Origin of the sequence: Bradyrhizobium sp. CER78 (assembly GCF_029846235.1) — a bacterium.
Lineage (GTDB): Bacteria > Pseudomonadota > Alphaproteobacteria > Rhizobiales > Xanthobacteraceae > Bradyrhizobium.
In genome coordinates, this window is the sequence record NZ_JARVWP010000006.1 from 152,678 (window position 1) to 164,706 (window position 12,029).

Below are 12,029 nucleotides of genomic sequence, written 5' to 3' on the forward strand. Positions count from 1 at the left end.
CCCCTTGGCTGGTATGACGGAACTCAATCCTCCGTCTAATGCAGTCCCAACGCCTGCGCCAGGTTGAAGGTCAGGAAGCTCGCGACGTAGGCCAGCGCGAGCATGTACAGGAACGTCACCACCATCCACTTCGCGCCGCCGGTCTCGCGGCGGATCACCGCCAGCGTCGAGGCGCATTGCGGGGCGAAGATGTACCACACCAGTAGTGACAGCGCGGTCGCCAGCGTCCATTTCTGCGCCAGCACCTGGCCGATCTGATCCGCCGCTTCCTTGCCGCCCTCGATCGAATAGACGGTGCCGAGCGCCGCGACCGCGACCTCGCGTGCCGCCATGCCCGGGATCAACGCCACCGCGATCTGCCAGTTGAAGCCGATCGGCCGCAGCAGCGGCTCGAGCGCATGGCCGATCATCGCGGCAAAGCTGTAATTGATCGCCGGCCCCTCGGCGCCGGCCGGCGCCTGCGGGAACGAAGCCAGGAACCAGATCAGCACCATCATCGAGAGGATCGTGGTGCCGGCGCGATACAGAAACATCTTGGCGCGGGTGAATACGCCGATCGCGATGCTCTTCAGCCGCGGCATCTTGTAGTCGGGCAATTCCAGCATGAACGGCGCCGGCGCATGGTCGCGCCACAGGAAGAATTTCGCGATCGCCGAGACCGTCAGCGCGCTGGTGATACCGGCGGCATAGAGGCCGAACATCACGAGCCCCTGCAGATTGACGAAACCCCACAGCGTCGTCGCCGGAACGAACGCCGAGATGATCAGCGTATAGACCGGAATCCGCGCCGAGCAGGTCATCAGCGGCGCGATCAGGATCGTGGTCAGGCGGTCGCGGCGGTTGTCGATCACCCGCGTCGCCATGATGCCGGGAATGGCGCAGGCGAAGCTCGACAGCAGCGGAATGAAGGCGCGGCCATGCAGCCCGGCGCCGCCCATGATGCGGTCCATCAGGAATGCGGCGCGCGCCATGTAGCCGAAATCTTCCAGCAGCAGGATGAACAGGAAGATGATGATGATCTGCGGCAGGAACACGATGACGCTGCCGACGCCCGAGATCAGGCCGTTCTGCAGGAAGCTTTGCAGCAGGCCCCAGCCTTCGGGCATCACGTCATGGATCAGCTGCCCGAGCGCAGCGAAGCCGTCGGACAATAGCTCCATCGCCGGCTGCGCCCAGGTGAACACTGCCTGGAACATCACGAACAGGATCACGGCCAGGATCACGAGACCCCAGACCGGATGCAGCACGACCGAATCGATCCGGTTGGTCAGCGTGTCCGGCTTGGTCGGCAGCGTCACCACTGCCGCGATGATGCGATCCGCCTCGCGCTGCGCCGCCTTGAGGTCGGCAATCGTCGGCGTCGTCCACTCGCTGGCCGCCGCCTCATGCGGCTTCGCCAGGAATTCGTCGGTCCGCTTCAGGAGCTCGCTGACGCCCCCCTTGCGGACCGCGACCGAGGTCACGATCGGCAGGCCGAGCTCCTGCGACATCCGGTCGAGGTCGATCGTCACGCCGCGGCGCTTTGCGATGTCGATCATGTTGAGCACGAGCATCATCGGCCGGCCGACGCGCTTCAGCTCGAGCACCAGCCGCAGGGTCAGCCGCAGATTGGTGGCGTCGGCGACGCAAAGCATGAGATCCGGCACCGCCTCGCCGTCGAAGCGGCCGAGCACGATGTCGCGGGTGATTTCCTCGTCCGGGCTGCGGCCGCGCAGCGAATAGGTGCCGGGCAGATCGAGCACGGTGACGCTCCGCCCTTCCGGCGTGACGAAGCTGCCGGATTTGCGCTCGACCGTGACGCCCGGATAGTTGGCGACCTTCTGGCGGCTGCCGGTCAGGCTGTTGAACAACGACGTCTTGCCGGTGTTCGGCGCGCCCACCAGCGCCAGACGCAGGGATGCAGTTGTCATTCGACGATCACGGCCATGGCTTCGCTCCGGCGCAGCGCGATCGTGATGTTGTCGACGCGCACCGCGATCGGATCCCGCCGGATCGTGCCTTCATGCAGGATTTCCACGCGCGCGCCCTCGACAAATCCCATCTCCACCAGGCGCTGCTCCAGCTCCTGCGGAGAGAGCGATGAGCCCGTCACGAGCGCATCGAGCCTGATGATCTTTCCGACAAAACCGCGATCCGCATGTCCGAGCCGGATGTCCTGAAGATTATCCTGGGAAGTGTCTGGATCGCCTGTCATGCGGCCTGTTTTTCAGCAGGTAGTCACAGGGTCAAGCATTTGCCCGTGAGAGGTTTTAGAACCCCTAAAAACAGCACCCGCGCCCGTCATCCCGGCCGATTTTCCGCTTGACTGCCGCGCTCCAGCTAACGAGGTCGTGATCCTTCCGGGTCCTTCCGGGCGTCGGCTTCCCGGCATGGCCGGCTGCCCGAAACTCGGCCAGCCACGCCGGCGGTATCGCCCCTCCACGCCGGACCTGAACGCGAGCCGGCAGCCGATCGAGCGCCCCGCAAGGACTTTCGTTACCACGAACGGCGGACGAGCTTCGGTACGGCCATCCTGGACGGGGATTTGCTTCCTCCGGCACAATGGTTTGCGTTAAGGTCTGCAAGGAGCCGGAGCGCCCGTGCCGACCGCACAACGCAATTCGCTGAAACTGCTGCAATGGATGATGGCCGCCTCGCTGGCCCTTCCGCTGGCACTGTTCCTGTTCGCTTCGGCGATGTCCCGGATCTCCAACAGCGAGGCCGCCGACCAGGAGATCCAGCGGACCCTCGACGTCACCCATGAGCACGCGCTCAAGGTGTTCGAGACCATCGACCGCAGCCTCGGCGAGGTCACCGAGGTCGTCCGCGGCATGAGCGATGCCGAGATCGTCGCGCGCGAGAGGAGCCTGCACGAGCGGCTGCGCCAGGTCGCCGAGGCGCTTCCGCAGGTGAAATCGATCTGGATATTCGATGCCAGCGGCCATGCCCTGGTCAACAGCCTGGTGGAGCCCGCTCCCGATATCGATTTCTCGGATCGGGACTATTTCAGGATCCATGCCGAGCGCGACATCGGCACCTATATCGGCGAGGTCTTGATCCCACGGCCGCCCTATCAGGGCGCGCGATTCTTCAGCGTCGGCCGGCGCCGCACCAACGCGGACGGCAGCTTTGGCGGCGTGATCCAGGCTTCGGTGCTTCCGGAGTATTTCGAGAACTTCTATGCGCGGATCGGCCGCGAGCCCGGCAGCTTCCTCGCGCTGATCCGGACCGACGGCGCGGTGCTGGCGCACTACCCGGTTGTCGACCACGAGGCCAGGTTCGAGCCGAGCGGTCCGCTCGGACAACAGATGGCCGCCAATCCGCAGGCCGGCACCATGACGATCCGCTCCCCCGTCGACGGCATCGAACGGCGCATGCGCTATGAGCGGCTGTCCGAATACCCGATCTATGTCAGCGCCGGCCTCGAAACCCTGGCGATCCGGGCACGCTGGATCACGACCATGGCCCAGCACCTGATCTTCGGCATCCCGGCGACCGCGCTGCTGTTCGGCTTGCTGGTGCTCGCCTATCAGCGAACCGAGCGCCTGGAGGAGGAAGCCAACAAGCGCATCGAAGCCGAGGAGGCATTGCGGCATGGCCAGCGGCTCGAGGCACTCGGGCAACTGACCGGCGGCGTCGCGCACGACTTCAACAACCTCCTCACCGTGATCCGCGCATCGGTTGACATGTTGCGGCGGCCGGACCTGCCGGAGCCGCGGCGGCAGCGTTACATCGATGCGATCTCCAACACGGTGAACCGTGCCGCCAAGCTGACCAACCAGCTGCTCGCGTTCGCGCGCCGGCAAACCCTCAAGCCCGAAGTGTTCGATGCCTGCCAGAACGTCCGCACCCTGAGCGAGATGATCGCGACCCTGATCGGCTCGCGCATCGAGATCACGGCGCAGGTGCCGGACCAGACCTGCCTCGTCAACGCCGATGCCGGCCAGTTCGAGACCGCCATCATCAATATGGCTGTCAATGCACGCGATGCGATGGACGGTGTCGGCCGGCTCACGATCGCGGTCCGCGCCGTCGACAAACTGCCGTCCGAGACCAGCACGCCGCCGAGCCCGCACGGTCATGTCGCGGTGTCGGTGGCCGATACCGGCGTCGGAATTCCGCAGGAGCTGTTCGGCCGCATCTTCGAGCCGTTCTACACCACCAAGGAGGTCGGCCACGGCACCGGCCTCGGCCTGTCGCAGGTGTTCGGCTTCGCCAAGCAATCCGGCGGCGAGGTCACCGTCACCAGCGAAGTCGGCAAGGGCTCGACCTTCACGCTGTATCTCCCGCGCGTCGTCGGCAGACACAACGCGCAATCGCTGCTCACGGAGGATGCGCCTTCGGTCGATCCAACCAGCGCGTCGGTCCTCATCGTCGAGGACAATGCCGAGGTCGGAAAGTTCGCGGCCGACACGCTGACCCAGCTCGGATGCACCTGCGTGCTGGTGGAGAACGCAACCCACGCGCTGGAGGAACTGGCCGCCGACCCCGGCAGGTTCGATCTTGTGTTCACCGATGTCGTGATGCCCGGCATGAGCGGCATCGAGCTTGCGGAGGAGATCCGCCGGCAGCGGCTCGATCTGCCGATCGTGCTTGCCTCCGGCTACAGCCAGGTGCTGTCGCAGCAGGGCAGCGGCGGCTTCGAGCTGCTGCAGAAACCCTATTCGGCCGAGCAACTGGCGCGCGTGCTGCACAAGGCCGCGCGGTCGCGCCGGCTGCGGAGGGATCAGGCGCCGGCGGGGTGAGGTGATTAGCGAAGTGGCCTCAACGGCGCTGTCGTCCCGGCGAAGGCCGCGACCCATAACCACAGGGTGACGTCGTTGGAATACAGGCTGTGGCCCTAGCGTCGCGCAACAATTCGCATTCGGGGTAATGGGTCCTGGCCTTCGCCAGGACGACGCTGGGGATAGATCGATTCAAGACTTCAGCCATGCAATGACAAGCGAGGATGCTCGCGGCCGGCTGCCGGAAACGGGATGGAACCGGCTGATTTCCCTGGCGTTGACGTGCCATGGGCAAAGCCGCGGCAAAATTCGGATCTGCGTGCAAGCAATCCTCGAGCAAGGCCGCACCGCGTCGGAAGGCAAGCGCAAAGCGAAGCGATTCTGAAAGCAAGGACCACGCGAAGACCGAAGCGGACGACAAGTCCGAACTCGTCGAAGTCGTCGCCGAAGACGACGACCATGTCGAACCGCCGCCGCCGGAAACCCTCGAACCCGATCCTGAACTGTCGCCCGAAGAGGCCGAACGGGCGCGCAAAGACTATCTGCTGACGCGGTTCTGGATCACCGCGCGCGGCTATTGGGGCCGCAATGGCGACCGGCTGGCGTGGCTGTTCACGATCGGCCTGCTGCTGCTGATCGTCGCCAACGTCGCCGTCCAATACGGCATCAACGTCTGGAATCGCGCGATCTTCGATGCGATCGAGAAGCGCGATTCGGTCAGCGTCTTCCACCTCACCGCCATCTTCTTTCCGCTCGCAATCGGCAGCGTCCTGCTGGGCGTCGCGCAGGTATTCGGCCGCATGGGGATTCAACGGCGCTGGCGCGCCTGGCTGACCAACGCCGTCGTATCGCGCTGGCTGACCAACGGCCGCTACTACCAGCTCAATTTGGTCGACGGCGATCACAAGAATCCGGAGTACCGCATCGCGGAGGACCTGCGGATCGCGACCGACTCGCCGGTCGACTTCATCGCCGGGGTGACTTCGGCGCTGCTGTCCGCCATCACATTCATCGCCGTGCTCTGGACGATCGGCGGCGCTCTGACGCTGACGCTCGGCGGCACGTCCATCAGCATTCCCGGCTTCCTGGTCATTGCCGCGATCATCTATGCGGCGATCGCGTCGGGCTCGATCGCGGCGATCGGCCGCAGCTTCGTGCAGATCTCCGAGGACAAGAACCAGGCGGAAGCGGAATTCCGCTACATCCTGACCCGCGTCCGCGAAAACGGCGAAAGCATCGCGCTGCTTGGCGGTGAAACCGAGGAGCGCGACGGCATCGACAAGACGTTCTCGAAGGTGCTGCGGCAATGGGCGCGACTCGCCGGGCAGCACATGCGCACGACGCTGGTCTCGCAGGGATCGAACCTGATCGCACCGGTGGTCCCGCTGTTGCTGTGCGCCCCGAAATTTCTCGAGGGCAGCATGACGCTCGGCCAGGTGATGCAGGCAGCATCCGCCTTCACCATCGTGCAGACAGCGTTCGGCTGGCTGGTCGACAATTATCCGCGGCTCGCCGACTGGAACGCATGCGCACGCCGCATCGCATCGCTGATGATGTCACTCGACGGACTCGAACGCGCCGAGACCGGCGACGGCTTCGGACGCATCGAACGCGCCGAGACTGAGGGCGAGGCGATGCTGAGCCTCAACGACCTCTCGGTCACGCTCGATGACGGCACCGCCGTGGTCGCCGAGACCGAGGTCGTGGTCGAGCCTGGAGAACGGCTGTTGGTCGCCGGCGAATCCGGCACCGGCAAGAGCACGCTGGTCCGCGCCATCGCCGGCCTGTGGCCGTGGGGCGGCGGCAGTGTCGGCCTGCATGCGGACCGCCGCCTGTTCATGCTGCCGCAAAAGCCCTATGTGCCCTCGGGCACGCTGCGGCGCGCAGTGGCCTATCCCGGCGCGGCGGAGGATTGGAGCGTCGAGGAGATCGGCGATGCCCTGCACAAGGTCGGCCTCGACCATCTCAAGGACAAGATCGAGGAGGATGCGCCGTGGGACCAGACCCTGTCCGGCGGCGAGAAGCAGCGGCTCGCCTTTGCCCGTTTGCTGCTGCACAGCCCCGACATCGTCGTGCTCGACGAGGCGACCTCGGCGCTCGACGAGAAGAGCCAGGACAAGATGATGGAGACCGTGACGACGGAATTGCCTAAGGCGACCATCGTCAGCGTCGCCCATCGCGTCGAGCTCGAAGCGTTCCATAGCCGCAAGATCGTACTGGAGCGCCGCAAAGGCGGCGCCAAGCTGGTCAGCGACGTCGACCTGATCCCGCGCAAGGGCAAGCGAAAGCTGCTCGGCCGCTTCCTGGGCCAGCGGCAGGCATCGGGCAAGGCGGCGTAACGGGCGTTGGCGCTCCCGTCAAAACCGGCTATGCATGCCGCGCTTTTGACGAGGGCAATGCGTGATCCCCAGCAACGACATTTCGCCGGCGCCGTTCGGCGCCCTGGCGCCCAATGCGGCGCAGGCCGCCATCATCCGGCTTGCGCATGGCACCGGATTGAAGCGCGGCGCGTTCCGGCCGTGGCTGTCGCGGCTGGTCAATCTGTTCGGTTCGGGACCGCTTGATGTGACCTACCAGGGCGCATCGTTCCGCTTCTATCACCAGCACAGCGCGACCGAGCGCGGCGCGTTGTTCAATCCCGACTACAACCTCGAAGAGCTCGCGTTCCTTCGCCGCCATGTCGGCGCTGGCGGCACCTTCGTCGATCTCGGCGCCAATGTCGGCACCTATGCGCTGGCGCTGGCGCGCGATGTCGGCCCCGATGGCAAAGTGATTGCGATCGAGCCGCATCCGATGACGCATGCGCGGCTCAAATTCAACACTCAGGCCTCCGGCTTCCCGCAGGTGCGCCTGGTTGCGGCGGCCGCAGGCCCCACCGACGGCGAGTTGATGATCGAGACCGACGGCGACAATCTCGGCGCCAGCCACATCGTCACCGGCACGCCCACGGGCAAGGCATTCAAGGTGCCGTCGCTACGGCTGCAACGGATCCTCGAGGAAGCCGGCACTGACAAGGTCGATGCGCTGAAGATCGACGTCGAAGGTTTTGAGGACCGCGTGCTGATCGGCTTCTTCCGCGACGCGCCGGAGCAACTCTGGCCGCGTGCGGTCGTGATCGAACACCTGTCGAAGGACGAATGGACCGACGACTGCATCGCGGACATGCACACGCGTGGTTACGTCGATCAGGGCCGGACGCGAAGCAACACGCTGCTGGTGCGGAGTTGAGCTGCGCGCGCGGCCGAATTCGGTCGCGCCGGAAGACTGATCGTAGCCCGGATGAAGCGCAGCGAAATCCGGGACTGGACTATCCGCGGTTAGCAGCCCCGGATTGCGCTTCGCTTCATCCGGGCTACATCTTCACGTCCCCCTTTAAGGGAAGGTGAAACGAGAACGCAGATACCAATGCTGCACAACAAGGGAGGCTCGCGATGATCGACCATATCGGCTTTTCGGTCTCTGACTACGAACGCGCGAAGGCGTTCTACCAGGCGGCGCTGGCGCCGCTTGACTACGGCCTGATCATGGAAGTGCCCGCGGAAGTAACCGGGCACGCGCCGGCGGCAGGCTTCGGCGCCAACGGCAAACCGGATTTCTGGATCGGCGGCGAAGGCGCGATGGACAAGCCGGTGCACATCGCCATCACGGCCAAGGACCGCGCCACCGTCGACGCCTTCTACAAGGCTGCGATGGCAGCGGGCGGCCGCGATAACGGCGCACCGGGCATTCGCGCGCATTATCATCCGAACTATTACGGCGCGTTCGTGCTCGATCCCGACGGCCACAACATCGAGGCGGTCTGCCACGCGCCGTGAGGAGGCGCAGAGGAACAGTGTCGCGCGTGATCCGTTGTCGCTTCGAACTGCGATGGAGCGATCGATGCGCGCGACGCGACCTGACAGCGGCAGATTTGGCGTCGGCATCCGCCGCCCGGTGTCGATGTGATGCCGATCGAGCCTCCGGACATTCCGCCGGCAACTCCGGGCACGCCGAGGGAGCCGCCACCGGGAATTCCGCCCGGCAATCCGCAGCCGGAGATTCCTCCGCCGGTGCGCGAACCCGGCGAACCATCGCGGCCGGACGAGTTACCCGGCAACACGCCCGACGAATCACCAGTGCGCGGACCGCCTGGACCATCGGGCCCGCCGCCTGCGACAGATCGACCCGCAGCGCAGTGAATCACCCTCGCGCCTTAGTTCCACATCGATTGCGACTGTGTCGAAGCGTTTCTTCTGAATGTCCAGTGAACAAAGGCACATGCAACCCGTTATAATGTCGAAATAAACTTCGCCGATGATTCGGCGCTCGCCACAATCCGGCCTAACGGCTGGCAATTCATCGTCCTGCCGAATTGTTCGGTTCTGACTTTCTCTCCTTCCTGCCCAGACTTTCTGCCGGGGACTCCAAGATCATGACAAAGCTTCGTCTCGTGCTGCTTGCCACGACTGCGCTGACGGTGATGCAATTCGCCACCTCAGCGTCGCACGCCCAAACTTCGCCGCTGGTCGTCGCACAGGCGCAGCAAAAGGAAGAGCTCGGACCTGACGGAAAGCCGAAGCCAAAGCCGGCACCGGGCGCACCCGCACATCCTGCACCGCCGGCCGCCGCCCCGCATCCGCAAGCACCGCCGCCCGCTGCCGCGCCGCCTGCGCATCCGGCTCCGCCGCCGGCCGCAGCGCCCGCGAAGCCGACCCCACCTGCAGCACCTGCTCGGCCCGAGCCGCCCGCGGCTGCCCCCGCAAAGCCGACGCCACCCCCGGCAGCTGCACCGCATCCGGCGCCGCCCCCTGCTCCCGCACGGCCTGAACCGCCTGCCGCGCGCCCGGCACCGCCGCCCCCGGCTGCAGCGCCCGCAAGGCCCGAGCCGCCTGCCGCAAAGCCGGCGACGCCGCCGCCTTCGGCTGCGCCCGCACACGAGCCCCCTGCTGCGAAGCCTGCGCCGGCACCGACACCCGCACGGCCGGAGCCGCCCGCGGCTGCACCCGCGAAGCCCGCGACGCCGCCGGTGGCTGCGCCCGGACATCCCACGCCGACCCCGCCGCCGCCTGCTGCAGCACCGCAGCGGCCGGGCACGCCGCCGACTCCGGCACCGGGAGCCGCGCACACGCCGCCGACTCCTGCGCCAGGTGCCGCAACACCGGCACCGGGTGCTGCTGCCCCGGCTGCACGCCCCGGCACGCCGCCCGCCGCCGCAACACCGACGCCAACGCCCTCGCCAACAACGGCGCCGGCCGAGCGCCGGCCTGGCGAACGCCCTGCTGGCGAACGTCCGGGTGGCGCCAAGCAACCGCCGGGCACGCCGCCTGGTGCAACATCGCCGGCAACGCCCGCGCCGGGCGCGACACCGCCAGCACCGGGTGCCGCTGCTCCGCCAGCGCGCCCCGGCACGCCGCCGGCCGCCGCAACGCCAACCCCGGCCGCACCTGCAACACCGGGAGCTGCAACACCGGCACCGGGTCAGCAGGGACGTCCCGCGACACCGCCCGGAACGCCCGCGACTCCGGGCGCCGCTATGGGCGCCCCCGGCGCCACACCGGCTCCGGGTCAGCCAGCCCGTCCGGGCGCTGCGCCCGGCGTCTCGCCGGCGCAGGGAGCCGCCATGGGCGCGCCGGCACCGTCGGTCGTCCCCGGCTCGGCCGCCGCAACGCCCCCGCCCGGCCAAGCGCAATACGCACCGCCGACGGTTTCGCCCGCGTTCCGGGCCGCGCCAGCGGTCGCAGCACCGCTGCCGCCGCCGCCGCGCCATGACAACATCACGCCGCTCGCGATCGGCGCTGCGGTCGGTGCCGGCGTGGTGGCCGGCGCCATCATCGGCGGGAGCATCGCCGACTTGCGCGGCCAGCGGCAGGAAGTGGTCGAAGACGGCCGCACCATCTACACCGAGCCGGACCGCGTCATCATCCGCGACCCGAGCGGCCAGGCCTATGTGCGCGGCGACGACGTCTATCGTTTCCGCTATGGCGCGCGTGACATCCGCACCGAAACGATCGGCGGCGAGACCCGGACTATCGTGGTCCGTCCCGACGGCAGCGAGATCATCACCGTGGTCGGTGCCGACGGTCAGATGCTGCGCCGCATCCGCAGGGATCCCGGCGGGCGCGAGCTCGTCATCATCGACAACAGCTATCGCGATCCGCGGGCGGTCGGCGGCTTCTATGTCGACGTGCCGCCGCCGGTGGTCAACATTCCCTACGATCGCTACATCGTCGACGCTCAGGAGGCGTCGCCGGACGTGATCTACGAGACCATGGAGGCACCGCCGGTGCAGCGGATCGAGCGGCGTTACTCGCTCGAAGAGATCCGCTACAGCCCCAACGTCCGCATGCAGATGCCGAGCATCGACCTCAACACGATCAACTTCGACTCCGGATCGTGGACCATCCCGCCGGATCAGGCGGCGAGGCTGCAGGTGATCGCCGACGGCCTCAACCGGGCCATCCAGCGCAATCCGCGCGAGGTGTTCCTGATCGAAGGCCATACCGATGCGACCGGCAACGACACCGACAATCTGTCGCTGTCCGACCGCCGCGCGCAGTCCGCCGCCGAGTTGCTGACACAGCAGTTCGGCGTGCCGGCCGAGAACCTGACCTCGCAGGGTTACGGCTCGCAATATCTGAAGGAGCAGACCGACGGACCGAGCCGCATCAACCGGCGCGTCACCGTCCGCCGCATCACCCCGCTGCTCAACGGCGGTACGGCCTCGGCCGCCCCGCCGCGCTGAGCCGGAAAGGCATCAGAAGACGAAATGGCCGGGAGCGATCCCGGCCATTTTTGCTTGGTGAAAGGCTTGCAGCACGCGTCAGCAGGCCAAGCTTACCAGCCCCGTCATTGCGAGGAGCGTTGGCGACGAAGCAATCCAATTCTCCGCTTGCTGCGCAATGGATTGCTTCGCTTCGCTCGCAATGACGGTGCGGCTACTGCCTCTGATCATCGCGCCATCTGCATGGGATCGTAGAAGAAGCGCTCCTCGACCAGCTCCTCGCCGCGCCAGGTCTGCCAGGCGACCTCCTCCATGCTGCGGACCTTGCCGTCCTTGCCGGCGAATTCGAACCGCCAGCAGATCGCCGAATGGTCGCCGTCGAGCAGCAACGGCCCGAGCCGCGTGGTCTTGACGCCGGAGACCGCGGCGAGCACCGCCGCCTCGCGCGCCGCCAGCGCCTCGCGGCCGACGCGCCATTCGCCGTCATTCTCCTGGGTGCGGGCATCGGCCGTGTAGAAGTTCCTGATCGCACCGACATGGTCGTTGGCTTCGACCGTGTCAGCGAAGGCTTGCAGCGTCTTGAGCGAGGGCATCGGGCAATCTCCATTTACCGACTGATGGTCGGT

Annotated in this window: 9 protein-coding genes; 6 read left to right on the forward strand and 3 right to left on the reverse strand. The window is 66.7% G+C overall.

Features of this window, described 5'->3' with window-relative positions:
* Positions 1-35 precede the first annotated feature (35 nt).
* Together QDT69_RS14830 and QDT69_RS14835 are read right to left on the reverse strand one after the other, a co-directional pair.
* A complete protein-coding gene (locus QDT69_RS14830) occupies positions 36-1,910 on the reverse strand; it encodes a ferrous iron transporter B (RefSeq protein WP_279707256.1) in 1,875 nt (624 codons plus the stop codon).
* Positions 1,907-2,194, reverse strand: a complete 288-nt coding sequence (locus QDT69_RS14835; protein ID WP_050424942.1) for a FeoA family protein — start codon at positions 2,192-2,194, stop codon at positions 1,907-1,909. The genes QDT69_RS14830 and QDT69_RS14835 overlap by 4 nt, the downstream gene beginning before the upstream one ends.
* Positions 2,195-2,579: 385 nt before the next feature.
* Between QDT69_RS14835 and QDT69_RS14840 the strand changes: the two genes are divergently transcribed.
* The 6 genes from QDT69_RS14840 to QDT69_RS14865 all read left to right on the forward strand — a co-directional run bounded on the left by QDT69_RS14840 (position 2,580) and on the right by QDT69_RS14865 (position 11,424).
* The gene (locus tag QDT69_RS14840) at positions 2,580-4,724 is read left to right on the forward strand and encodes a hybrid sensor histidine kinase/response regulator (protein ID WP_279707257.1); all 2,145 of its coding nucleotides are present in this window, start codon (positions 2,580-2,582) and stop codon (positions 4,722-4,724) included.
* A 266-nt stretch (positions 4,725-4,990) separates the two neighbouring features.
* The gene (locus QDT69_RS14845) at positions 4,991-7,042 is read left to right on the forward strand and encodes an ABC transporter ATP-binding protein/permease (RefSeq protein ID WP_279707258.1); all 2,052 of its coding nucleotides are present in this window, start codon (positions 4,991-4,993) and stop codon (positions 7,040-7,042) included.
* Between the two features lie 61 nt (positions 7,043-7,103).
* Complete coding sequence (locus QDT69_RS14850) at positions 7,104-7,931, forward strand: FkbM family methyltransferase (RefSeq protein ID WP_279707259.1); 828 nt, start codon at positions 7,104-7,106, stop codon at positions 7,929-7,931.
* Between the two features lie 203 nt (positions 7,932-8,134).
* Complete coding sequence (locus tag QDT69_RS14855; RefSeq protein WP_279707260.1) at positions 8,135-8,518, forward strand: VOC family protein; 384 nt, start codon at positions 8,135-8,137, stop codon at positions 8,516-8,518.
* A gap of 129 nt (positions 8,519-8,647) precedes the next feature.
* Positions 8,648-8,881, forward strand: coding sequence for a hypothetical protein (locus QDT69_RS14860; protein WP_279707261.1), 234 nt, complete (start codon positions 8,648-8,650; stop codon positions 8,879-8,881).
* 233 nt (positions 8,882-9,114) lie between these two features.
* The gene (locus QDT69_RS14865) at positions 9,115-11,424 is read left to right on the forward strand and encodes an OmpA family protein (protein WP_279707262.1); all 2,310 of its coding nucleotides are present in this window, start codon (positions 9,115-9,117) and stop codon (positions 11,422-11,424) included.
* Between the two features lie 206 nt (positions 11,425-11,630).
* Here QDT69_RS14865 and QDT69_RS14870 read toward each other — a convergent pair whose 3' ends face one another.
* Complete coding sequence (locus tag QDT69_RS14870; protein ID WP_279707263.1) at positions 11,631-11,996, reverse strand: nuclear transport factor 2 family protein; 366 nt, start codon at positions 11,994-11,996, stop codon at positions 11,631-11,633.
* Between the last annotated feature and the right edge of the window lie 33 nt (positions 11,997-12,029).